This window comes from Amycolatopsis orientalis DSM 43388, from assembly GCF_000411975.1.
GTDB lineage: Bacteria > Actinomycetota > Actinomycetes > Mycobacteriales > Pseudonocardiaceae > Amycolatopsis > Amycolatopsis orientalis_D.
This window is the reverse complement of record NZ_ASXG01000004.1, coordinates 32,796-54,505: the sequence shown is the minus strand read 5'-3', so window position 1 is coordinate 54,505 and position 21,710 is coordinate 32,796. Positions and strand designations below refer to the sequence as shown.

22 protein-coding genes are annotated in these 21,710 nt (G+C 71.2%); 12 read left to right on the top strand and 10 right to left on the bottom strand.

All coding sequences use genetic code 11. The features are described 5' to 3' along the window. Nucleotides 1-50: 50 nt before the first annotated feature. Complete coding sequence (locus L942_RS00265) at nucleotides 51-914, bottom strand: MBL fold metallo-hydrolase (RefSeq protein ID WP_051165634.1); 864 nt, start codon at nucleotides 912-914, stop codon at nucleotides 51-53. A 91-nt stretch (nucleotides 915-1,005) separates the two neighbouring features. On the opposite strand from L942_RS00265, the gene L942_RS00260 reads away from it, so the two are divergent. Genes L942_RS00260 through L942_RS00250 form a run of 3 tightly spaced genes read left to right on the top strand, consistent with a single transcriptional unit; the run spans nucleotide 1,006 to nucleotide 3,063 of the window. Then, the gene (locus L942_RS00260) at nucleotides 1,006-1,209 is read left to right on the top strand and encodes a hypothetical protein (protein WP_200862660.1); all 204 of its coding nucleotides are present in this window, start codon (nucleotides 1,006-1,008) and stop codon (nucleotides 1,207-1,209) included. Next, nucleotides 1,196-2,512 (top strand): amidase, encoded by a 1,317-nt coding sequence (locus L942_RS00255; RefSeq protein ID WP_037353212.1) that lies wholly within the window; start codon nucleotides 1,196-1,198, stop codon nucleotides 2,510-2,512. The genes L942_RS00260 and L942_RS00255 overlap by 14 nt, the downstream gene beginning before the upstream one ends. Next, nucleotides 2,509-3,063 (top strand): TetR/AcrR family transcriptional regulator, encoded by a 555-nt coding sequence (locus L942_RS00250; RefSeq protein ID WP_037353209.1) that lies wholly within the window; start codon nucleotides 2,509-2,511, stop codon nucleotides 3,061-3,063. The genes L942_RS00255 and L942_RS00250 overlap by 4 nt, the downstream gene beginning before the upstream one ends. 221 nt (nucleotides 3,064-3,284) lie before the next feature. On the opposite strand, the gene L942_RS00245 is transcribed toward L942_RS00250, so the two are convergent. The 4 genes from L942_RS00245 to L942_RS00230 form a co-directional block, all read right to left on the bottom strand. Beyond that, nucleotides 3,285-4,478 (bottom strand): GNAT family N-acetyltransferase, encoded by a 1,194-nt coding sequence (locus L942_RS00245; RefSeq protein WP_037353207.1) that lies wholly within the window; start codon nucleotides 4,476-4,478, stop codon nucleotides 3,285-3,287. Between the two features lie 71 nt (nucleotides 4,479-4,549). Beyond that, a complete protein-coding gene (gene xdhC, locus L942_RS00240; protein WP_037353206.1) occupies nucleotides 4,550-5,374 on the bottom strand; it encodes a xanthine dehydrogenase accessory protein XdhC in 825 nt (274 codons plus the stop codon). Next, entirely contained in the window at nucleotides 5,371-7,740 is a 2,370-nt protein-coding gene (xdhB, locus tag L942_RS00235; RefSeq protein WP_037353204.1) for a xanthine dehydrogenase molybdopterin binding subunit, read from the bottom strand. Before xdhB ends, xdhC begins: the two co-directional genes overlap by 4 nt. Continuing rightward, complete coding sequence (locus L942_RS00230; protein ID WP_037353202.1) at nucleotides 7,737-9,161, bottom strand: xanthine dehydrogenase small subunit; 1,425 nt, start codon at nucleotides 9,159-9,161, stop codon at nucleotides 7,737-7,739. Before L942_RS00230 ends, xdhB begins: the two co-directional genes overlap by 4 nt. Nucleotides 9,162-9,574: 413 nt before the next feature. Between L942_RS00230 and L942_RS00225 the strand changes: the two genes are divergently transcribed. Both L942_RS00225 and L942_RS00220 read left to right on the top strand, forming a co-directional pair. After that, nucleotides 9,575-10,273, top strand: a complete 699-nt coding sequence (locus L942_RS00225) for a hypothetical protein (RefSeq protein ID WP_037353256.1) — start codon at nucleotides 9,575-9,577, stop codon at nucleotides 10,271-10,273. 48 nt (nucleotides 10,274-10,321) lie between these two features. Further along, nucleotides 10,322-11,716 carry an MFS transporter gene (locus L942_RS00220; protein ID WP_037353200.1) on the top strand — a complete coding sequence of 465 codons (1,395 nt, stop codon included), beginning with the start codon at nucleotides 10,322-10,324 and terminating at the stop codon, nucleotides 11,714-11,716. Nucleotides 11,717-11,768: 52 nt separating this feature from the next. Here the strand turns inward: L942_RS00220 and L942_RS00215 are convergent, their stop codons facing one another. Genes L942_RS00215 through L942_RS00205 form a run of 3 tightly spaced genes read right to left on the bottom strand, consistent with a single transcriptional unit; the run spans nucleotide 11,769 to nucleotide 13,902 of the window. Further along, nucleotides 11,769-12,191 (bottom strand): DUF2871 domain-containing protein, encoded by a 423-nt coding sequence (locus L942_RS00215; RefSeq protein WP_037353198.1) that lies wholly within the window; start codon nucleotides 12,189-12,191, stop codon nucleotides 11,769-11,771. Beyond that, on the bottom strand, nucleotides 12,188-12,886 hold the full coding sequence (locus tag L942_RS00210; protein ID WP_037353196.1) for an ABC transporter ATP-binding protein: 699 nt from the start codon (nucleotides 12,884-12,886) through the stop codon (nucleotides 12,188-12,190). The genes L942_RS00215 and L942_RS00210 overlap by 4 nt, the downstream gene beginning before the upstream one ends. After that, nucleotides 12,886-13,902 (bottom strand): ABC transporter permease, encoded by a 1,017-nt coding sequence (locus L942_RS00205; RefSeq protein ID WP_037353194.1) that lies wholly within the window; start codon nucleotides 13,900-13,902, stop codon nucleotides 12,886-12,888. The genes L942_RS00210 and L942_RS00205 overlap by 1 nt, the downstream gene beginning before the upstream one ends. A gap of 165 nt (nucleotides 13,903-14,067) precedes the next feature. On the opposite strand from L942_RS00205, the gene L942_RS00200 reads away from it, so the two are divergent. From L942_RS00200 to L942_RS00170, 7 genes are all read left to right on the top strand, one after another. Further along, nucleotides 14,068-15,243 (top strand): sensor histidine kinase, encoded by a 1,176-nt coding sequence (locus L942_RS00200; RefSeq protein WP_037353191.1) that lies wholly within the window; start codon nucleotides 14,068-14,070, stop codon nucleotides 15,241-15,243. Then, nucleotides 15,240-15,857 (top strand): response regulator, encoded by a 618-nt coding sequence (locus tag L942_RS00195; protein ID WP_037353188.1) that lies wholly within the window; start codon nucleotides 15,240-15,242, stop codon nucleotides 15,855-15,857. The genes L942_RS00200 and L942_RS00195 overlap by 4 nt, the downstream gene beginning before the upstream one ends. Nucleotides 15,858-16,145: 288 nt before the next feature. Then, nucleotides 16,146-17,303, top strand: a complete 1,158-nt coding sequence (locus L942_RS00190; protein ID WP_037353185.1) for a cation:proton antiporter — start codon at nucleotides 16,146-16,148, stop codon at nucleotides 17,301-17,303. Continuing rightward, the gene (locus L942_RS00185; protein ID WP_037353183.1) at nucleotides 17,300-17,677 is read left to right on the top strand and encodes a hypothetical protein; all 378 of its coding nucleotides are present in this window, start codon (nucleotides 17,300-17,302) and stop codon (nucleotides 17,675-17,677) included. Before L942_RS00190 ends, L942_RS00185 begins: the two co-directional genes overlap by 4 nt. A gap of 101 nt (nucleotides 17,678-17,778) precedes the next feature. Further along, complete coding sequence (locus tag L942_RS00180; protein ID WP_037353180.1) at nucleotides 17,779-18,744, top strand: hypothetical protein; 966 nt, start codon at nucleotides 17,779-17,781, stop codon at nucleotides 18,742-18,744. 143 nt (nucleotides 18,745-18,887) lie between these two features. Further along, nucleotides 18,888-19,484, top strand: coding sequence for a GNAT family N-acetyltransferase (locus tag L942_RS00175; protein ID WP_081654886.1), 597 nt, complete (start codon nucleotides 18,888-18,890; stop codon nucleotides 19,482-19,484). Nucleotides 19,485-19,533: 49 nt separating this feature from the next. Continuing rightward, nucleotides 19,534-19,890 (top strand): VOC family protein, encoded by a 357-nt coding sequence (locus L942_RS00170; protein ID WP_037353175.1) that lies wholly within the window; start codon nucleotides 19,534-19,536, stop codon nucleotides 19,888-19,890. 80 nt (nucleotides 19,891-19,970) lie between these two features. Here L942_RS00170 and L942_RS00165 read toward each other — a convergent pair whose 3' ends face one another. Further along, nucleotides 19,971-20,342, bottom strand: a complete 372-nt coding sequence (locus L942_RS00165) for a DUF779 domain-containing protein (RefSeq protein ID WP_051165633.1) — start codon at nucleotides 20,340-20,342, stop codon at nucleotides 19,971-19,973. A gap of 79 nt (nucleotides 20,343-20,421) precedes the next feature. After that, a complete protein-coding gene (locus tag L942_RS00160) occupies nucleotides 20,422-21,648 on the bottom strand; it encodes a GAF domain-containing protein (RefSeq protein ID WP_235078812.1) in 1,227 nt (408 codons plus the stop codon). Nucleotides 21,649-21,710: the final 62 nt, after the last annotated feature.

Sequence of the window (21,710 nt, the reverse complement as noted above, 5' to 3'; positions counted from 1 at the left end):
TGAGTCCTCCACTAGCGACATCCGGCACCGCACCGTGGTCCTGGAGTCCTTCACGGCCTTTCCGCGAGCCGGTAACCGGAGCCGTGGCGGATCAGGCGGCCGCCGGTGGGCGGGGTGAAGTGCGTGCCCAGCACGAGAGTTCCCGAATCCGCCAGCTCGGCGAGAAGGCGGCGGCGGGTCTTGTCCGATTCCGCCGGGTCGATGTCCACCGACGCGCCGATCTCCGGGTGCGCGAACTGCACGGGATGGTGCACCGCGTCCCCGGTGATCAGCGCGGTTTCGCCGGCGCTGCTCAGCTCGATCGAGACGTGCCCGGGGGTGTGGCCGGGCGTCGGCAGCAACCGCACGCCGGACACGATTTCCACGCCGTCCGCCGGGATGTCGACCAGGTCCAGCAGTCCCGCGCGTTCCACCGGCAGCACCGAATCCTCGAACATCTGCCGCCGCGGTCCGTCCATGTCGTAGCCGGCCCAGAACTCCCGTTCGGCGCGTGCGGTGACGTGCCGGGCGGAAGCGAACGTCGGCACCCACTCGCCGTCTTGCTCGCGCGTGTTCCAGCCGACGTGGTCCGCGTGCAGGTGGGTGAGCAACACGAGGTCCACCTCTTCCGGCGCGAATCCGGCGGCGGCCAGCGCGGTGAGGTAGCCGGTGTCGAGGTCGTGCCATGCCGGGTTGGCTCGGGTCTTCCCGTTGCCGATCCCGGTGTCCACGAGGATCTTCGTGCCGTCCTTCTCGAACGCGAAACTGTGGCTGTGCAAGCGGATCGCGCCGCGGTCGGCGAAGTCCGGCCGCAGCCAGGCCTCGCGCGCGACGACCTCGGCGGTCGCGCCGGGAAGCAGCCACGGTCCGGTCGCGGCGGGGAATTCGATCTCGTCGATCCGGTGGACAGTGATCTCGCCGATGGTCCAGAACATGGCCAGCGCCTCCTTAACGCAACATGTTTGCGTTAAGCGACGATAGTGGCTACCGTCGCTTAACGCAAACACTTAGCTTTTAGGAGTGCTCGTGTCCGAACTGACTCCCGACGAGGCGGCTCGTCTCGCCGCACGCGCCGGGTTGCCGCTGGCTGCCGCCAGACACACCACGGTGGCGGCCGTCGCCAATCACATCCATTCCGTCGTGAGCGTGCTGCGCGACCTGGATTTCGGCGACACGCCACCGGCTTCCGCGTATCGAGTGGAGGAGGGCGGCCGTCATGTCGCTGGCTGACCTCACCCTCGCCGAAGCGTCCGCCGCGATCCGGGACCGGCGCGTGTCGCCGGTCGAGCTGGTCGAGGAGGTCCTCGCGCGCATCGACGAGGTTGAACCCCGGCTGCACGCGTACGTCGCGGTCGACGCGGAGCGAGCCCGCGCGGAAGCGGCGGAACTCGGGGAAATCCGCGGCCCGCTGCACGGCATCCCGATGGGCTTGAAGGACCTGATCGACGTCGCCGGAACCGCGACCACCGCCAGTTCGCAGGTCCGCGCCGGGCATCGCGCCGAGCGGGACGCCACCGTCGCCGCCCAGCTCAAGGCCGCCGGAGCGGTCCTCCTCGGCAAGACCCACACGCACGAATTCGCTTACGGCCTCACGACTCCGCAGACGCACAACGCCCGCGATCCGTCGCGCGTCGCCGGGGGATCCAGCGGCGGTTCCGCGGTGGCCGTCGCCTCGGGCACCGCGACGTTCGCCCTCGGCACCGACACCGGCGGCTCGATCCGGGTCCCTGCCGCGCTGAACGGAGTCGTCGGCCTGAAACCGACCTACGGCCTCATCCCGCGCAACGGCGTGACGTCGCTGTCCTGGTCGCTGGACCACGTCGGCCCGATCACCCGCACCGTCGAGGACGCCGCACTCGTGCTGTCCGTCCTCATCGGACAGTCGTTACCGGCCGGCGGCGACCTGGCCGGGCTGCGCGTCGGAGTTCCCGGCAACTACTACTTCGACCACGTTGACCCGGCAGTGGAAGCCGCCGTCCGAGCGGCTGTCGACGAGCTCGCGGAACTGGGTGCCGAGCTGGTCGACGTGGAAATCGCGATGACGCGCTACCTCCAGGCGGCACAGTGGGGCCTGATGGTCCCGGAGGCAACGGCCTATCACGAGCGCAGCCTGCGCACCGTGCCGGATCAGTACGCCGCCGACGTCCGCGTCCTGCTCGAAGCCGGCGAGCTGATGAGCGCGGGCGACTACCTGCGCGCCCAACGCGCTCGCACGCTCATGCGGCAGGAGTGGGCGCAGCTGTTCGAGAAGATCGACGTGCTCGCCGCGCCGACCGTCCCGATGACCGCCGTCCCGGCTGGTCAGGAGACGGTCACCTGGTCTGACGGGAGCGTCGAGGCAGTCTCGGACGCGTACGTGCGCCTGTCGGCCCCGGCGAACATCACCGGTGTGCCAGCCTTGACCCTGCCCGTCGGCGAGGACCTCGACGGGATGCCGATCGGCCTGCAACTGCTCGCCCGGCCGTACGGCGAGCCGGTGCTGCTGCGGACCGGACATGCCCTGGAACGGACGCGGCTTAAAGTGGCACGGTGAGCCAGAAGCGGATGGTGCGTCCGGGCGGGCGCAGCGCGCGAGTCCAGGAATCGGTGCACGCCGCCGTCCGCGACCTGATCGCCGAATCGGGCCGGGACGCGCTGACCGTGCCGCAGGTCGCCGCGCGGGCGGGCGTCACGCCGTCGACGATCTACCGGCGGTGGGGCGATCTGCAGGAACTCCTGTCAGACGTCGCGGTCGAGCGGCTGCGCCCGGAAGCCCCGCCGGAAGACCACGGTTCGCTGGCCGCGGACCTGACGGCGTGGACCGAACTGTTCCTGGACGAAATGTCCTCACCCGCGGGCCGCGCGTACATCCGCGACGCACTGCTCGGCGACCCGGACGGCAGCAACGCCGGACAGTGCTCGGCGTACGCCGCTGACCAGGTGGAAGTCGTCCTGGCCAGGGCGGCCGCCCGGGGCGAGGCGGCCCCGTCCGCGGAGACGGTGATGGACCGCGTGGTGGCTCCGATCATGTACCGGATCCTGTTCCGCCCGTACGGTCTTGACGCTGCGTATGCCCGCCGGTTGGCCGCTGAGGTGCTGGCGTAGCGGCCGGTCCGTGCGGGCGGGCGGGGGCTTAGAACCAGTGCACGCAATGCGGCGCGCGGTCGGACCGGAACAGCGCGTCCGCCAATCCGGCCGCCTCGGTGTTGTGGGCGACAGGTCCGGCGCGAGGTCCGTTCGCCCGTACGGTCTTGATGCTGCTTATGCCCGCCGGTTGGCCGCTGAGGTGCTGGCGTAGCGGCCGGTCCGTGCGGGCGGGCGGGGGCTTAGAACCAGTGCACGCAATGCGGCGCGCGGTCGGACCGGAACAGCGTGTCCGCCAGCCCGGCTGCGTCGCTGTTGTGGGCGTGGATGTGCCCGGCCCGGGCCAGGACGCTCGGCAGTGTCCCGCCGAGGTAGATCGACCCGAGGTCGCTGATGTCCAGCGACAGGTCCGGTTCGACGTCCGTCCGCACGCACTCCGCTTTCCCGTCCCGCACGGTCAGCCGGTAGCGGCCGTGGTTCTCGAGGAACGGGTCGGTCACGTCGAGGACCAGCGAACCGTCGGTGAACCAGCCGCGGGTGGTCAGGGCGCGCGGCACGTCCAGCAGGCGCACCCAGAGCCAGTCCGTCGTGGTGGGCTCGCCCGCGCGCAGGTCCGCCAGCTGCCAGCGCAGCGGGTTGCCCGGCGGGAGGTGCTTGAACTCGATCTTCCCGACCAGGTCGTGGCCGAGCAGGAACTGGGTGAGCGAGGCGAACGCGGCGTCGTCGGCCGCGATGACCTCGTCGACCGTCAGGGTGCCGTCGTTGACCAGGTAGCTCGCGTATCCGTCCGCCGTTCCCGAAGCGTCCCGGTGCACGGCCAGGTACCGCGGCTCCGGGCCGGTCGGCGGATGGCCCGCGCCCAGCTCCCACCAGCGGTGCGGCCGCGACAGCGCGCCCGGCTGCGTACGGCGGTAGCGGTCGTAGATCTCTTCCAGCAGCTCGCCGCAGTCGGCGCGGCGGAGCAATTCGACGGAGCCGGTCGCGACCGCCGTACCTCCGCGCGGGACGCCGAAGGCAGAGCGGTGCCGCTCGACGGTCATCCGCTCCGTGTAGGTCGCCGGTCCGTAGCCGAACCGCCGGTAGATCACCGCTTCGGAGCAGAGCAGGACGGACAGGAACTCGCCCCGGGCGCGGACGTCGGCGAGGTGCTCCCGCATCAGCTCCCGGAGCACGCCCTGCCGCCGGTGCGTCGGCAGCACGCCGACCGCGGTCACCCCGGCGGCGGAGGCGAGCACGTCGCCCGGCAGCGTGAGGTCGAAGGAGTACGCGCCGGCGGTGCCGACCGGTTTCCCGTCCGGCGCGCAGGCGAGCAAGCTCCGTTCGCTCTCGAACGCGCCCAGGATGCCGCTGCCCGGCGAGTCGGGCCAGTACCGGCCGAACGCGGCTTGGACGGTGCGGAAGAAAACGTCGTAGTCGTTGTTGCGCCGGATTTCCATCGCAGAAGGCCCCCAGGAGCTGACGGTGTCTCCCCGTATCCCAGCCGTGCTCCCGGGGGCAGGCAAGCGATTTACGCCGGAAGGGCTCCCGGCCGGACCCGCGCGGAGAATTTCTGCAGCAAGGCCGCCGCGACGCTCACCGCGATCACCGCCGGTTCCTTCCCGGTCAGCTCCGGCAGCCCGATCGGGGTCGTGATCCGGGACAGCGCCGCCTCGTCGTGGCCGAGGTCGGTCAGCCGCTTGCGGAACCGAGACCATTTCCCCGCGGACCCGATCAGCCCGATCGACCCGCACGTGCCGCTGCGCAGCGCCGCGTCGCACAGCGCGATGTCCTCGGCGTGATCGTGCGTCATGATCAGCACGTGCGTGCCCTCCGGCAGCTCCGACAGCACCGTTTCCGGCAGCAGCGGGACCTGGTGGACGTGCACGCTCGCCACCGCGTCGTCGAGCACGGCCAGCCGTTCCGCGGTCAGCTGCGCCGGCCGGCTGTCGATCAGGTGCAGCGAAACCTCGTGCCGGGCGAGGATCCGCGCCAGCTCCAGGCCGACGTGGCCGACCCCGAAGACCGCCACCGCCGGACGCACCGGAAGCGGCTCGAACAGCAGCGTCATCGTGCCTCCGCAGCATTGCACGCCGTGCTGGTAAGGAGCTTTGTCGGACAGCGAAAGCGTTTGCAGCACCGGCGCGGTCGCGTTGTCCCGCAACAGTTCCCGGGCTCGCTCGATCGCCACGGCTTCGGCGTTGCCGCCGCCGATCGTGCCGTGGCATTCCGCCGAGCCGACCACCATTTTCGCGCCGCCCTCGCGGGGAGTGTGCCCGCGCGAGGACGTCACGGTGACGAGCACGCCCGGCAGCCCCGCGTCCCGCAGGTGCTGGACCGCGCTGATCCAGTTCACGGCTGGCCCACCAGATCCGGTACCTGCTCCTCGACCACCGGTGCGGGGGCGACCGCACGGTCGATCGCCCAGAACACGGCTTCCGGCGTGGCCGGGGACGCGAGATCGACGCTGTGCCCGGGCTCGCCGAACGCGGCGACCGCCTGCCGCAACGCTTCCCGCACCGCGAAGGCCAGCATCAACGGCGGTTCGCCGACCGCCTTCGAGCCGTAGACCGCGCCTTCTTCCGCGGCATCGGCGAGCAGCGTGACGTTGAATTCCTCCGGCATCTCCGACAGGCTCGGCAGCTTGTACGTGCTGGCCGCCTGGGTCGCGAGCCGTCCGCGGGTCGGCCGGTCGGACTCGTCCCAGCGCAGGTCCTCCAGGGTCAGCCAGCCCATGCCCTGCACGAACCCGCCCTCGATCTGGCCGATGTCGATCAGCGGGGACAGGCTGTCGCCGACGTCGTGCACGATGTCGACCCGCCGCGTCCGGTACGCGCCGGTGAAGTCGTCCACCTCCACCTCGGCCAGCGCCGCGCCGTAGGCGAAGTACTTGAACGGCGAGCCGCTCATCGTGGCGGAATCCCAGCTCAGGCCCTCGGTCCGGTAGTACCCGGCGGCCGACAGGTGCACCCGGTCGAAGTAGGCCGCGTGCACGAGTTCGTCCCAGCCGATCTCCTCGCCGGACGGGGTGCGCGCGGCCCCGCGGACGATCCGGACGTCGCTTTCCGGCACGCCGAGCTTGCCCGCCGCGACGGCGACCAGCCGGTCGCGGATCTGTTCGCAGGCGTTCTTGACCGCGCCGCCGTTGAGGTCCGCGCCCGAACTCGCCGCGGTGGCCGAGGTGTTCGGCACCTTGTCGGTGCGGGTCGGGGCCAGCCGCACCTTCTCCGGCGGCACGCCCAGCGCGGTCGCGGCCACCTGCAGCATCTTCGTGTGCAGGCCCTGGCCCATTTCGGTGCCGCCGTGGTTGATCAGCACCGAGCCGTCCTTGTAGACGTGCACCAGCGCGCCGGCCTGGTTGAACGCGGTGAGGTTGAACGAAATCCCGAACTTGACCGGCGTGATCGCGAGGCCGCGTTTGGAGTGCGCGTGTTTCGCGTTGTACGCGGCGATCTCGGCCTGCCGCCGTTCGGCGTCGCCGGAGTCCAGCAGTTGCTGCCAGATCCGGTGAATGCGTTCCGGGTGCCGCACCGGCATCCCGTACGGCGTGTCCTGGCCTTCGGTGTAGAAGTTGCGCCGCCGCAGCTCGGCCGGGTCGATGCCGAGCAGCGGGGCGCAGCGGCCGAGGATGTCCTCGATCACCAGCATGCCCTGCGGCCCGCCGAATCCGCGGAACGCGGTCTGCGACGTCTTGTTCGTCTTGGCGATCCGACCCATCGCGCGCACGTGCGGAATCCAGTACGCGTTGTCGACGTGGCACAGCGCCCGGGCGAGCACCGGCTCGGACAGGTCGAGGCTCCAGCCGCCGTCCGCGGTGAGCACGACGTCGAGCGCCTGCAGCTTGCCGTCGGCGTCGAAACCGACGCTCCATTCGGCGTGGAAACCGTGGCGCTTGCCGGTCATCGTCATGTCCTGCGTGCGAGTCAGCCGCAGCCGCACCGGACGTCCGGTGAGCGTCGCGCCGAGCGCGGCGACGGCGGCGTATCCATGCGGCTGCCATTCCTTGCCGCCGAACCCGCCGCCCATCCGCAGGCTCTGCACGGTGACCTCGTGGCTGTGCTTGCCCAGCACGTGCGCCACGATGTCCTGCGTTTCCGACGGATGCTGCGTGCTGCTCTGCACGAAAACCTGGTCGGACTCGTCGAGGTGCGCCAGCGCGCACTGGGTTTCCAGGTAGAAATGCTCCTGGCCGGCGAAGTCGAACTCGCCGCGGAAGACGTGCGCCGAGCCGGCCATCCCCGAGTCGACGTCGCCGCGCGCGACCACTCGCGGCTCGCCCTGGAAACTGCCCGCGGCGATCGCGTCGCCGACGGTCACCAGCGACGGCAGCGCTTCGGTGTCGACCTCGACGGCCGCCGCGCCGAGCCGCGCCGCTTCCAGCGTTTCGCCGAGCACCCAGCACACCGCGTGGCCGTAGAACATCACCTCGGACGGGAACAGCGGTTCGTCGTGGTGCACGCCGGAATCGTTGACGCCGGGCACATCCGCTGCGGTGAGGACGCGGACCACGCCGGGGACGGCTTCCGCGGCTTCGGTGCGGATCGCGAGCACCTTCGCGTGCGCCTCGGGTACCTGTACCGGGTATGCGTGCAGGACGTCTTTGGTCCGGGCGACGAGGTCGTCGGTGTACAGCGCGGTGCCCCGGACGTGCGCCGCGGCGGCTTCGTGCGGCCGGGCGATCCCGATGGACGGGCTTTCCGGGCGTTCGGAGAGTGCGCTCATGCTCGTGCTCCCTCGAGAGAGTCGGCGTGAAGTTTCAGCAGGCTGCGGCCCAAGGTCGCGGCGCGGTAGGCGGCGCTCGCGCGGTGGTCGTCCATCGGCGTGCCCTCGCCGCGCAGGATTTCCGCCGCGGTGCGGACGGTTTCCTCGTTCCAGGTCTGTCCGACGAGCGCGGCTTCGGTGGCTTTCGCGCGGATCGGCGTCGCGGCGACCCCGCCGAGCCCGATCCGCGCGGTGCGCACGAGACCGTCCTCGATGTCGAGCGCGAACGCCACGGCGACGCTGGAGATGTCGTCGAACCGCCGTTTGGCGACCTTGTGGAACGCGGTGGTCCCCGCCAGCGGCAACGGAATCCGCACCGAACGGATCAGCTCGTCCTCCCGCCGGACGCTCTGCCGGTAACCGGTGAAGTACTCGTCGAGCGGCACCTCGCGCTCTCCGTCCACTGAGGACAGAACGACGCTCGAGCCGAGCGCGAGCAGCACCGGCGCGGAGTCGCCGATCGGCGAGCCGGTGCCGAGGTTTCCGCCGAGGGTGGCGGCGTTCCGGATCAACCGCGACGCGAACTGGGGAATCAGCTGGCTCAGCAACGGAACCCGGCCGTCGAGGCGGCGGTCCATTTCGGTGAGGCTGAGCCCGGCCCCGATTTCGATGGTGTCCGCGCCGATGTCCAGCGCCTGCAGTTCCGGCACGCGATCGATGGCGACGACGCAGTCCGCTCGCACGCCGCGGATGTTCACCTCGACGCCCCAGTCCGTCGACCCGGCTACGAAGGTCGCGTTAGGACGGTCGTGCCGCAGCTGCAGTGCTTCGGCCCAGGTCGCCGGACGCAGGTAGGCGCGGCCGTCGCGGTGCAGCTGGGTCGCAACGGGTTTCGGTGCGCCTCGCGTGCGTCGCTGCGCCAGCGGGTCGTCGGCCGGGGGAGCGCCGAGCGCGTGTGCGGCATCGCGGATCGGCCGGTATCCGGTGCAGCGGCAGAGGTTTCCGCTCAGCGCGTGGATGTCGAAACCGTTCGGCGCGTGGTCGTCGCCGGATGCTTCGCGATCGCCGCGGTAGTACTCGGCGGCCATACTGCAGACGAACCCGGGCGTGCAGTAGCCGCACTGGGATCCGCCGCGCACGGCCATTTCGTGCTGCACCGGGTGCAGGTCCTCGGCGGAACCGAGGCCCTCGGCCGTCCACACTTCCTGCCCGTCCAGCGCGCCGACCGGGGCGAGGCACGCGTTGATCGCGACCAGGTCGGTCGGGGATTCGACGCCGGGCCGGGCGACCAGGATCGCGCACGCGCCGCATTCGCCTTCGGCGCAGCCCTCCTTGCAGCTGGTCAGGCCCTGCCCGCGGAGCCAGTCCAGTGCCGTGGTGTGCACGGGGACGGCGCCGATCGCGGTGCGTTTCCCGTTGACGGTCACCTCGGGGTCGACCATCGGAGTTCCTCTCGTCTTTTCTCGGCTGGGGCCACGGCCGCCGACGCGCCGATTCGGCGGAGGTCAGGGACCGTGGGGGTGCAACGGGACCAGGGCCCGTGCGAGAACGCGACCGAGCGGGGAGACCGCTCAGTGCCGCGTTGGCCAGCCGTGCGCGACGCGCCCCTTGTTCCAGGCGGACTGGCGCGTGCGCTGACGGAGGTCGGCGAGCTGTCCGGAAGTCAGAAGCACGCGCACCTCCTCGAGAGCGAACGGAACGGGCGGTGCGGGCGCACCGCCGTTGACGAAGCGTAACGCCGGGCACAGCCCGAGACAAGGGTCCGCGTCGCCGGGAAGGAGACCCAGGACACACTTCCATATACCCCATAGGGGTATAAAGTCCGGGTCGTCGAGAACGAGCGAAGGAGAAAGCGATGAACGTCAACGGCACCGCACTTTCGACCGGCGAGGTCCAGCTCGGCGTGGTGCACGCCCCGGTTCGGGCGGGAGAGGACGGCGAGCTTTCGTTCACCGTCACCACTGCCGGCGGACAGCCGGTAACCAAATACGAAGAGGCGCACGGCAAGCAGTTGCACCTGATCGTGGTCCGCACCGACGGCGCGCACTTCCGGCACCGCCATCCAGTGCTCGACCCGGAAACCGGCGTCTGGACGATCCCGTGGACCTGGGACGCGGCAGGCACGTACCGGGTCTTCACCGGCCTGACCCCGGCGGGCGGCGACAGCGTGACCCTGTCGCGGACGGTGGAAGTGGCCGGTGACTACCAGCCGCGGGCTGCGGAACCGGTCGCGCAGAGCGTGGTGGACGGCTACGAAGTGACCCTCGAAGGCACGCTCGCCGCCGGTGCCGGGACGATGCTGACCGCCCGCGTGACCCGCGGCGGAGAGCCGGTCACCGACCTGGAGCCGTACCTCGGTTCGTTCGGCCACCTGGTCGCGCTGCGCCAAGGCGACCTCGCCTACCTGCACATCCACGCGCTCGACGACGGAAAGCCCGGTCCGGAAATCCGCTTCCACGCCGAGGCCCCGACGACCGGCCGGTACCTGCTGTACCTCGACTTCCAGGCCGAGGGCGTCGTGCGCACCGCCGCCTTCGTCCTCGACGCGGCCTGAGCAGCTCTATGCCGTGCTGCCGATCCCCTTGAAGAGAAAGAGAAAACGATGACTACTCCGCCGGAAACCCGGCCGGACACCCTCCGCTGGTGGGCGCTCGGACTGCTCGCCCTCGCCCAGTTCATGGTGATCATGGACACCTCGATCATCGGCGTCGCCCTGCCGCGCATGCGCGACGCGCTCGGCTTCACGCCCAGCACGCTGTCCTGGGTCTTCAACGCTTACGTGATCGCCTTCGGCGGGCTGCTGCTGCTCGGCGGACGACTGTCGGATTTGTTCGGCGCCAGAAGGCTTTTCGCCGCCGGCTGGGCGATTCTCCTGGCCGGTTCGGTGCTCGCCGGAGCGGCCGGGAACGTGCCGGTCGAACTCGCCGGCCGGATCGTGCAGGGCGCGGGAGCGGCGCTGATCGCCCCGTCCGCGCTGACGCTGCTGATGCTGCTCTTCGGCGGCACCCCGAAGGAGCTCACCAAAGCCCTTGCCCGGTACGGCGCGGCGGCCCCGGCTGGCGGCACCGCGGGAGTGTTCCTCGGCGGGGTGCTCACCGAGTACCTGTCGTGGCCGTGGGTGTTCTACCTGAACGTGCCCATCGCGGTGCTCGCTCTGTTCGCCGCTCCCGCCGTTCTGCCGAGGGGAGCGACCGGCGCCCGCGGCAGCGTCGACCTCCTCGGCGCGCTGACCGTCACGCTCGGCTTGGGCACGCTGGTGTACGGGATCGTCCGGGCGCCGGAAGCGGGCTGGACAGCCACCGGGATCGCGCTCGGGGCAGGTCTCGCGCTGCTCGCGGTTTTCCTGGTCCGGCAGGCGAAAGCCGGTACTCCGCTGATGCGGCTGTCGATCTTCCGTGTCCCGCGGCTCGGCGCGGCGAACCTGGCACAGGTGTTCTTGGGCGCGGCCTGGATTCCGATGTGGTTCTTCCTGAACCTCTACCTGCAGCAGGTGCTCGGCTTCCGCGCCTTCCCGGCCGGCGCCGCGCTGCTGCCGATGACCGCGCTGATCATGCTGGGGATGATCGCCTTGGCCCCGCGGGTGATCGGCCGCTTCGGCCCGAAACCGCCGATCGTCGCCGGGCTGCTGATCCTGGCGGCCGGGCTGGGCTGGCTGGCGCTGGTGCGCGCGGACGGCAGCTTCTGGGCCGACGTCCTGCCCGCGTCGCTCGTCGCGGCGCTGGGGATGTCGCTGGCGTTCATCCCGTCGCTCAGCGCCGCGATTTCCGCCGCTCGGCCGGAAGAAGGCGGGCTCGCGTCGGGGATCGTGAACACCGGTTACCAGGTGGGTTCGGCGCTGGGCCTGGCCGTGCTGACCGCTGTGGCGGCCGCTTCGGGCGCGGGTGCGCTCGGCGACCCGGCGGCGTTGACGCAGGGGTACTCAGTCGCCTTCATCGGCTCGGCAGTGATCGCGCTCGCCGGCGCCGGACTGGCCGCTCTGACCTTCCGCCGCCGGTAAGTCCGTGAAGGGCTCCTTGCCGGAAGCAGATTCCCGCAAGGAGCCCTTCACGTCACGCCTTTGCTTCGGCGGCCTTCCCGATCCGCCCGTGCAGGCCGACGAAAAGCAGGACGAACGCGACCGTCAGCAGGATGTGTCCCAGCCCGGCGATCCCGGCGATCGCCGCGCCGGATTCCTTGCCCAGCACGGTGAGCGTGCCGTGCACGACCATCCCGCCGACGGTGAGGAGCATCCCGGCGTGGTAGATCCAGAAGAACGGCGCGAACGACCTCGTCGCCGACAGCGTGAACACCTTGTCCAGCACCAGCACGATCAGGAACACCAGCGTCCCGAGCGCGAGCAGGTGGGTGTGCACGACGGACAGCTGGGTGTCGCCGGTGAAGTGCTCCGCCTTGGTCAGTTCGCGGTAGTAGAGCCCGGCCAGCAGGCCGAGGATCGTGTAGATCGCGGCGGCCCAGTAGATCTTCTTCGTCATCGGTTCTCCTCGGCGCCGGCCCGGGCCGGCTGGTGGATCCGTCCGTCGACGACCTCGTGCACCGAGTCGACCCCTTCGAGGTGGGAGCGGTCGTGGGTGACCAGCACGGTTGCCGTCGCCTGTTGACGCGTGATCGTAGTGAGCAGATCGACCACCGCCGCGCCGCGGTCCTGGTCCAGCGCGCTCGTCGGTTCGTCGACCAGCAGCACGGCCGGCTCGTTCATCAGGGCGCGCGCGATGTTCACCCGCTGCTGCTGTCCGCCGGAAAGCCGCCCCGGACGGTGTGCCGCGCGATCGGCGAGCCCGACCGCGTCGAGCAGCTCCTTCGCTCGTTTCGTCGCCTCGCGGCGCGGAGTTCCGTTGAGGTGCGCCATGACTTCGAGTTGTTCCACCGCGGTGAGCGAGGCGAGCAGATTCGGTTGCTGGAACACGATCCCGATCGTGGTGCGCCGCAGCTCCGCCAGCCCGGCCCGGTCCAGGTCGGTCGTGTCGACGCCGCCGACGACCACGCGTCCGCGATCGGGCCGGATGAGCGTCGCGGCGACGGCCAGCAGGCTCGATTTGCCCGATCCGGACGGTCCGACCACTGCGGCGACGTTCCCGGCGGGCACGTGCAGGTCGACCTGGTCGAGCGCGGTGAGGCGGGAATCGCCGTCGGGGTAGGTGAGGGTGATGCCGGACAGATGCAGGCTCATCAGTGCGCTCCGGAGGCGAGGGCGGTCAGCGGGTCGACGGAGGTGATGCGGCGGACTGCCAGCGCGGCGCCGAGCACGCCGAGGACGATCAGCACCGCGGCCGGGCCGAGCACCGTGCCGGCGCTGCGCACGAACGGCACGGTTCCGGACGCGACCGCTCCGAGCGCGGCGGCGAGCCCGGTTCCGAGGACGGTCCCGCCGATCAGCAGCACCGCGGCTTGGCCGAGCGCGTCGCGCAGCAAGTACTTCGTGGTCGCGCCGAGCGCTTTCAGCACCGCGATGTCGCGGCTGCGCTGGATCGTCCACACGGTGAAGAACGCGCCGATGACCAGTGCCGCGATCACGAACAGAAAGCCGCGCATGAGCCGCAGCGAGCCGTTTTCCGCCGAATAGGAACCGATCGCGGACAACGCGTCGTCCTTCGTGACGGTCTGGGTGCCGAGCCGGGCGTCCGCGGCGGCGAGATCGGCGGAGGAGTCCGCGGTCACCGCGAGGACTGTCGCGTTTGGACCGGCGAAGTGCGTCCACACGACCGGGAGATGGCTGTAGAACGCGTCTCCGTCGATGCCGGACACGGTGACTTTCTCGCCTTGCAGGGTGAGCTGGTCGCCTGCACTGGCCTGCAACGCGTCAGCCGCCCCCGCGGACAAGACGACCGTGCCCGGGCTCGGGTTCCGGACGCCGAACGCCGCCACCGTCGCGGTGCGCCCGCCGCCCGCCGCGCCGGCCGTGCTGATCGCGATCGGCTCCGCGCTGGTCACTCCCGGAACGCGGGCGTACTGCCCGGCCTGCTCGCGGGTCACTGTGGACTGTCCAAACGAGAGCGAGCCGCTGCCGGGTTCGGCGAAGACCAGATGATCGGCCTTCAGCCCGGTGATCGCGGACGTGCTCTGCTCGGCCAGTCCCGCGGTGAGCCCGGACAGCAGCCCGACCAGCAACGTCATCAGCACGACGACGGTCCCCAGCAACGCGAACCGGCCCTTGGCGAAGCGCAGATCCCGCCACGCGACGAACATGTGCGTACCTTCCTTCTCGGTGTGCCGTCCAGCTTCGTCCGGCGGGGACGCGGGAACATCGCGCCGCGGACGGCCTTCCCGGAATCGATGGGTGCACCCGGCGCTCAACCTTTCGATTGATGCGGATTCCGCAGCGGACCCGGACAATCGAGACAGGAGGCTTTCGTGAACCCGCACACCCTCGACCGGCCGTTGCGCGTGCTGCGCGTCTGCCTGCACCTCCTGCTGGCCGGGTTGCTGGTGCTCGCCGTCGCGCGCGCGTTCGCCGGAGGGTTCTCGAACGCACCCGCGGTGCTGGCCGGCGCGCTGGTGATGGGCGGCGTCTACACCGCGGGTCCGTTGCTGCCCCGGGTCGGCCGGTTCCCGGGCGCGACGGCCGGATGGCTGGCCGTGCTCGGCGTCGCGTGGTTAGCGCTGCTGTGGCTCACCCCGGACGGGGTGTGGCTGGCTTTCCCGCTGTATTTCCTGCAGATGCACCTGCTGCCGACGCGCTGGGGTCCGGCGGTGGTCGCGCTGACCACCGTTCTGGCGATCGCCGGTTTCACCCGCCACCAAGGCGGATTCAGCGTCGGCGTGCTCCTCGGCCCGGCGCTCGGGGCGGCGGTCGCGATAGCCACCGTCCTCGGCTATCAGGTGCTCTACCGCGAAAGCGAACAGCGGCGGCAGCTCATCGAGGAACTGCGCGAGACCCGCAACGACCTGGCCGCGATGGAACGCTCCGCGGGCGTCCTTGCCGAACGCGAACGCCTCGCCCGGGAAATCCACGACACCCTGGCGCAGGGCCTGTCGAGCATCCACCTGCTGCTCCGCGCCGCCGAACGCGCGCTCCCGGACCGTCCGGACGCCGCGGTCCCGCACGTGATGCAGGCCCGGCAGGCCGCCCAGGACAACCTCGCCGAAGCCCGCCGCCTCGTCTACGCGCTGGCCCCGGTGGAGCTGGAAGGCGCTTCGTTGCCCGCGGCCCTGGAACGACTGTGCGCGACCACGCAACAGCGTTCCGGCCTGACTGTCCACTTTCACCTCAGCGGCACCCCGTTCGACGTGCCCACCGCGTACGAGGTCGCGCTGCTGCGGATCGCCCAGTCAGCACTGGCCAACACCGTCCGGCACGCCGCGGCCAGCCGGGCCGAGTTGACCTTGAGTTACATGGACACGAGCATCACCCTGGACGCCGTGGACGACGGCATCGGCTTCGACCCGCAAGCAGTGCGCGGCGGCAGCGGCTTCGGCCTGCCCGCGATGCGCGCCCGCGCCCGGTCCCTTGGCGGCTCGTGGACAGTGGAATCGTCGCCGGGCAACGGCACCGCGCTGGCCGTGAGCTTCCCCGTGGACGCGCGATGATCCGCCTCCTGCTGGCCGATGACCACCCGGTCGTGCGCGCCGGTTTGCGCGCCGTCCTGGAAACCGAACCGGACCTGGAAGTCGTCGCCGAAGCGTCGTCCGCCGAGGAGGCCGTGCGCCTCGCGGGCGGCGCGGACGTCGTGCTGATGGACCTCCAGTTCGGCTCTGGCATGTCCGGCTCCGAAGCGACCGCGGCGATCACCGCGCCGGCGGACGCCCCGAAAGTCCTGGTCCTGACGACCTACGACACGGACGGCGACATCCTGGCCGCGATCGAAGCGGGCGCGACCGGGTACCTGCTGAAGGACGCGCCGCCGGAAGACCTCGCCGCCGCGGTGCGGAACGCCGCCGCCGGGCAGACCGTCCTGGCCCCCGCGGTCGCCCACCGGCTGATGAACCGCATGCGCACCCCGGCCGCCGCGTTGTCGCCGCGGGAAATCGAGGTGCTGGGGCTCGTCGCGGACGGATTGTCGAACCTGGAGATCAGCAAGCGGCTGTTCCTGAGCCAGGCGACGGTGAAATCGCATCTGGTGCACATTTACTCGAAACTTGGGGTGGATTCCCGGACCGCGGCGGTGGCGGCGGGGAAGGAACAGGGGCTGATCCGCCGCTGACGGCAGGCAGCTGCGCACCCGCGGCCTCCGTCGCCGAGGTCCGTGAAGGACTCCTTGCGGGAATCAGATTCCCCCAAGGGGCCCTTCACGGACATTCGTCGGGCGGGCAGGGATCGCTTCGCGCGCCGTGGGCACTGTCCGCTGCGGAGAAAGCGCCGAGCTGCGGCGTGCTTGTGCCCGGCCGGCCGATCGCGCGCCGCGGTTCCGCGAGCGGACCGCATCCAGGTGATGCGGACTAGCCCGGGCAGCCGCGCCGGGCGACAATGCTCGGCGGGAGGAGGCGCGCCGATGACCTTGTTCGCGATGGCGGTCGTCCTTCTCGCCGGCCTGGCCGGGCCGCTGCTCGCCACCCCGCGACGGGCCCGGATCCCGATCGTCGTCGGGGAAATCCTGCTCGGCGTCGCGGTCGGCCGGACCGGGCTCGGCTGGGTGAACGCCGAGGAGCCGATCCTCTCCTACGTCGCGTCGGCCGGGTTCGCGCTGGTGATGCTGGTCGCGGGAAGCCATGTGCCGTTGCGGGACCCGGCGTTGCGCGTCGCGGCCGGGCGCGGGGCGTTGCTGGCCGCGACGGCGGGCGTGTTGTCCGTGCCCGCCGGGTTCGGCGTGGCGGCGCTCGTCGGCGCCGGGCACGGGCTGCTCTACGCCGTCCTTATCGCGTCCAGTTCCGCGGCGCTGGTGATGCCGGTGCTGAACGAGGCGAAACTCGGCACGCCGCCCGCGCTGGCGCTGACCGTGCAGGTCGCGATCGCGGACACGGCGTGCATCGTGGCACTGCCGCTGGCGGCCGCTCCGGCGCGGGCCGGGCGGGCCGCGCTCGGGGCGCTGGCGGTCGTCGCGGCCGGTGCCGTGTGGTTCGCGGTCCTGCGGTGGCTGCATGCCCGCGGGCTCGTCGACAAAGCGCACGACCTCAGCAAGTCCCGGCATTTCGGACTCGAACTGCGGATCGCGCTGATTGTCCTTTTCGGACTCGCCGGGCTGGCGCAGCTCGTCGGGGTGTCGGTGATGCTGGCCGGGTTCGTCGCGGGGCTCGCCCTGGCCGCGGTGGGGGAGCCGCGCCGGCTGGCCCGGCAGCTGTTCGCGGTGACCGACGGCTTCCTCGGGCCGGTGTTCTTCGTCTGGCTGGGCGCTTCGCTCGATCTGCGCGCGCTCGGCCAGCATCCGGTGATGTTCGTGCTGGCGGCGTTGCTCGCGGCCGGCTCGGTGGTGGTCCACGGTGCGACGCGGCTGCTCGGGCAGCCGTTGCCGCTGGCGGTGCTCGCGGGCGCGCAGCTGGGCGTGCCGGTCGCGGCGGTCACCATCGGCACGCACGAACGATTGCTCGCTCCGGGCGAAGGCGGAGCGATGCTCGCCGCCGCGCTGATCAGCGTCGGCGTCACCGCGTGGGCCGCGTCCCGCGCGGTCCACGAGGTCGAGGTCCGCGCTGCCGAATCGAGGGAGGACCCATGAAGGAACACTGGAAAAACGAGCCGGACGACCACGATTATCCGGCCGCGTTCGACTATCTCACGCTCGTCGCGCCCGAGGAGACCGCGACCGGCTTGATCGGCCAGCTGAAAGAAGCGGAGCTGACCCACCGCAAGGCGAAGGACATCCTGCGGGCCAGCAGGCTGAAGCTCCTGCCCGAGGACAACGTGCACGTCGCGAAGGACCTCGAGAAGGTCAAGAACGGCAAGGCACTCTCGCCGGTCCTGCTCGTCCGCGGCCACGGCCACCCCGGTTTCGAGACGGCCGACGATCTCGTCATCGCGGACGGTTACCACCGCGTGTGCGCTTCGTATCACCTCGACGAAAATGCCGACATTCCGTGCAAATTGATTTGAGTGCCGCGAAGATCCCGAAATGATTGCGAAGCACCGCTGCTCGTAACGCCTCCCCGCGGTTGTCGATCTTCGAGGCAGGATCGACGACGCGAGGCGGGCAAGTGGACGAGCACGACATCGAGCGCCACCCGGACCTGATGGATCCGGATTGGCAGCGGCACGCCGAGAAGGAAGCCTGGACCGGCTTGCGCCGCGACCGCCGCCGGGCGCGCCGGCGCAGGACCGCGGCCATCTGGGCCGGGGTGGTGCTCGTCGTGGCGGCGGCCGGGTTCTACGTGTGGAAGCAGGGGACCAGCCCGGAGGAAGTCGCCGGGAAAAGCCCGGCTGCGTCCGCGTCCGCGCCGGCCGCCACCACCGCGCCCGCGCCGACCGATCTCCCGGACTCGGGGCACGTCGACCTGGCCCGGCCGTTCCTCGACACCCCGGCGCAGAACTGGCCGGAGGGCATCGCCGGGCTGGCGATCCCCGCCCCGGCGAAGGCCGGCTCGTTCTCCGCGAAGCAGGTGGGCGAGGCGCAGGAGCAGGTCAAGCACGCGGTCGAGATCGCGCAGTTCGACCCGGACACCCAGGTCGGGCGGCATCCGGGCGGGTACGTCGGCCTCTTCGCCCCGGACGCGCGCAAGGACGTGGAAGACCACGTGCAGGGCTACGTGACCTACTTCGCCGAGGGCTACCACCTGCTTCCCGTGCCGCCGCGGATGACGGGGAAGATGACCGTCCGCCCGGGCGCACCCGGCGAGTTGACGGTGCACGTCTCCTACGTGGTGGCCTACGCCTTCGACCCGGGCAACCGCGTCGTCGAGGGGCCTGGCGACCTGGCCCCGTTCGTCCGGGTCGACCGCGACTACATCCTGCGCAGCGGCTCGCGGTGGGCGCCGGGCAGCCGCGGCCTGTGGCTCGGCGACGGCGGCGGGTTCTACACCAGCATCGCGTGCCACACCGGCAACCCCGAGGACCTCGCGCCCGCGTTCAGCGACCCGGACTACGGCGCTCCCCCGCTGAGCCGGGAACCGGGTCAGTTCGACCCGGACAAACCCTTGCCCACCAAGGGAAACTGCACTCGGTAACCAAGCCCGGAACCGAACGGGGGATTCTCTGGCGGCCGCCCGGGCACGGCCCGGTACCATCTCTCCCGATGATCACGAATGCGTCTCGGCGGTCCGCGTCCGGTGTCGTCGCCCCGTGGCGGGTCGACGAGGTCGGCCGGAAGGTGCGGCTGCGCGAGGTCCGCCCCGGCGACCAGCGCACCCTCGCCGGGTTCGACCGGGACTCGGTCCGGGCGCGGGATCCGCAGGTCGGCGGCTACCGGCACTGGGCGACGCACCGCGCGCACTCGTCCCCGGACGGCTTCCACTTCGCGATCGAGACGCTGCACAACCGGACGCTGGTCGGCTCCGTGTGGGTCGAAACGGACCCGGTCGCCGGCCGGTTCAGCTACGGGATCGGGGTCGGCCCGCAGCACCGCCGCTGCGGTTACGCCGCCGACGCGGTCGCGCTGCTGCTGGCGTTCATGTTCGGGCGGTGCCGGTACCGGGCGTGCGAGGTGAGCGTCAACGGGAGCAACTTCGCGTCGTTGTCGCTGCACGGCGAGCTGGGCTTCCGCGAGGAGGGCCGGCTCCGCGACGCTGAGTTGCTGCGCGGGGAAGTCAAGTACCCGGTTCTGATGAGCATCACCGCGGAGCAGTTCGCGGAACGTCACCTGGCCCTCGCGGCCCGCGGCGACGGCCGGTCGTCGTCGCGCGGACGGCATTGGCGGGTCCAGCGTCCGGGACGGCACCGCCGCGTCGCCTACTCCGCCGGCGGCTAGCTCCCGTTTCTCCAAGCCGTCGGCCGCGGCGGTCTGCGACGCTGGCCGGGTGATCAAGCGCATCATCGCCTACTCCGAAGGCTCCGACGACGCCGCGACCCGCGACTTCTACGTCCGCGTCCTGGGGCTCGACGTCGCCATGGACGACCCCGTTCTCGGTTTCCGCGGCGGCGACCGCCCGGCTGCTCAGGTGCTCGTCCTCCCGCCCGGAAGCACCGACCCGGTCCCGCGCTGGGGAATCGACCTCGGCGAACCGGAGGCGGTCGACGCGGCGCACGCCGAGGCGGTCCGGCGCGGGCTGCGCGTCGTCTATCCGCTGACCGACGAACCGTGGGGCGTGCGGCGGTTCTTCGTCGAGGACCCAGGCGGCACTGTCGTCAACGTGCTCGCCCACCTGCCGGGATAGCAGACCGCGTTCCCCTTGCCGCGTAGACGGCGGTGCACTGTCCACTGAGGACCCAGCAGTGCCGGCGGAAAGGGGAGTCGCTACCCGTGGCCCGGAAGCACCCGTGACCGGACCTGGAACCGGACCCCTTCCGGGGCTTCGAGGGAGAACTCGTTTCCGCGGCCGGGCACGACGTCGACGGTCAGGTCGTTGTGCCGCCAGTGCTCGTACTGGTCGGCGCTCATCCAGAACGGCGTGCCGCCGGCCAGTTCGCCGATCAGGACGTCGGAACGGCCCAGCCGGAATTCGCTGTGCGGATGGCACATCGGCTCGCTGCCGTCGCCGCGGCCGCCGGTCTGCTGGACCATCAGCGGGCCGTGCCGCCGCCGCAGCCGCAGGATCAGGTCCTCGGCGGCCCGGGTGATCCGCACCCGGACGTAAGGCCCGGTCGCCGTCCCGGATTGTCCTTCCACCGTGTCCCCTTCCTCGCCGGTCTCGCGTGACGGGGCTCACGATGCGCGCGGAAGGTTGGCACGGGGTTGGCGCCCGGCGTCACTCCTGCCGGGCGACGGCGAGGCGGCCGGCGGCGAGGGCCCGGCGGGCGTCGCCGCGGGGGAGCGAACCGAGGGCGTGCTCGTGGATTTCCGCGTCGTACCAGGCACGTTCGCCGTAAGCGAGTGCGGGTTCCGGCGCCTCGCTGGCGAGCACCGCTTCCCGCATGGTCACCTCCAGGTGGTCCCGCCAGCGCACGATGCCGGGTGCTTCCGACTGCGGCAGCAACGGACCGCGGTACAGCCGCACAGCCGTGGCCAAATCCCGGCGCTCCAACGCTTTCAGCACGTCCACCGCGTCGCATTCGATCGGCACCGTCGAGGCGTAGCGGCGGGCGGTGAGGACGCCGCCGAGCGCGTTGCGCAGGTGGGAGGCCTCGGCGCGGACCGTTGTCGTGCTCACCATCCGGTCGCCGTACAGCGCTTCGCGCAGCGCGTCGAGGGAGTATCCCTCCGGCTGCAGCGCGAGCAGAGTCAGGATCTCGAGCTGCCGCGGGCGCAGGTTGAGCCGCACGCCGTCGCGGGCCGCCGCGGCCACTCCCAGCGCCGACACCCGCAGTCCGGCGGGCGGCGCCGCGGGCAGTCCCGACTCGATGGCCGAGACCAGCGATCGCACCGTCGACATCGCCAGCGGATGCGAACGGTCCCAGGTGCTCGACAGGTCGAGGACACCGAGCACCTGGCCTCGCGCGTCCCGGATGGGAGCGCAGTAGCAGACCCAGCCGTGCAGCGCGGCCACCAGATGTTCGGCCGAGAACACCGCGCTCGGCCGTCCGGTGCGCAGCGCGAGCGACAGCGCGTTGGTGCCCATCGCCGTTTCGTCCCACCGCCCGCCGGGAGCGAAGTTGACCTGCTCGGCCCGCCGGCGCATCACCCGGCCGCCGCAGGTCCACAGGATCGTGCCGGTCTCGTCGGTCACCGCGGCGATGAAGCCCGCGTCGTCGGCGATCGTCCGCAGTTCGTCCTCGACGCGCCGCACCGGCTCGCGCAGCGGCGACCCGGCCCAGCGCGGCCGGACGACGCCGCCGTCGGCGACCGGAGCGCTGTCGGTCGCGGGATCCACGGTGGACAGCGATCTGATCCACGATTCGGCGACCTCGCGGCGGAGCATCAGGTCGCCGGATCCGGCCCGGGGCGCCGCCTGCCGCAGCCGGGGCACCGCCTCCGCCCACCGCTGTTCGAGATCGATCCTGCGCCGGCGAAGCGAATCGAGTTCGTGCATGGACATCCCGACGTCGTCGTCTTGTGTGCCAGTCGTCCATCCTCGCAAGCGCTTCCGCCGTTCGCACC

What these genes read in the sequence shown, in the direction of transcription:
- L942_RS00220 (WP_037353200.1), top strand. Translation starts at nt 10,322, where the DNA reads ATGACTACTCCGCCGGAAACCCGGCCGGACACCCTCCGCTGGTGGGCG.
- L942_RS00205 (WP_037353194.1), bottom strand. Translation starts at nt 13,902, where the DNA reads ATGTTCGTCGCGTGGCGGGATCTGCGCTTCGCCAAGGGCCGGTTCGCG.
- L942_RS00230 (WP_037353202.1), bottom strand. Translation starts at nt 9,161, where the DNA reads ATGGTCGACCCCGAGGTGACCGTCAACGGGAAACGCACCGCGATCGGC.
- L942_RS00245 (WP_037353207.1), bottom strand. Translation starts at nt 4,478, where the DNA reads ATGGAAATCCGGCGCAACAACGACTACGACGTTTTCTTCCGCACCGTC.
- L942_RS00225 (WP_037353256.1), top strand. Translation starts at nt 9,575, where the DNA reads ATGAACGTCAACGGCACCGCACTTTCGACCGGCGAGGTCCAGCTCGGC.
- L942_RS00265 (WP_051165634.1), bottom strand. Translation starts at nt 914, where the DNA reads ATGTTCTGGACCATCGGCGAGATCACTGTCCACCGGATCGACGAGATC.
- L942_RS00190 (WP_037353185.1), top strand. Translation starts at nt 16,146, where the DNA reads ATGACCTTGTTCGCGATGGCGGTCGTCCTTCTCGCCGGCCTGGCCGGG.
- L942_RS00255 (WP_037353212.1), top strand. Translation starts at nt 1,196, where the DNA reads ATGTCGCTGGCTGACCTCACCCTCGCCGAAGCGTCCGCCGCGATCCGG.
- xdhB (WP_037353204.1), bottom strand. Translation starts at nt 7,740, where the DNA reads ATGAGCGCACTCTCCGAACGCCCGGAAAGCCCGTCCATCGGGATCGCC.
- L942_RS00160 (WP_235078812.1), bottom strand. Translation starts at nt 21,648, where the DNA reads ATGTCCATGCACGAACTCGATTCGCTTCGCCGGCGCAGGATCGATCTC.
- L942_RS00195 (WP_037353188.1), top strand. Translation starts at nt 15,240, where the DNA reads ATGATCCGCCTCCTGCTGGCCGATGACCACCCGGTCGTGCGCGCCGGT.
- L942_RS00185 (WP_037353183.1), top strand. Translation starts at nt 17,300, where the DNA reads ATGAAGGAACACTGGAAAAACGAGCCGGACGACCACGATTATCCGGCC.
- L942_RS00210 (WP_037353196.1), bottom strand. Translation starts at nt 12,886, where the DNA reads ATGAGCCTGCATCTGTCCGGCATCACCCTCACCTACCCCGACGGCGAT.
- L942_RS00215 (WP_037353198.1), bottom strand. Translation starts at nt 12,191, where the DNA reads ATGACGAAGAAGATCTACTGGGCCGCCGCGATCTACACGATCCTCGGC.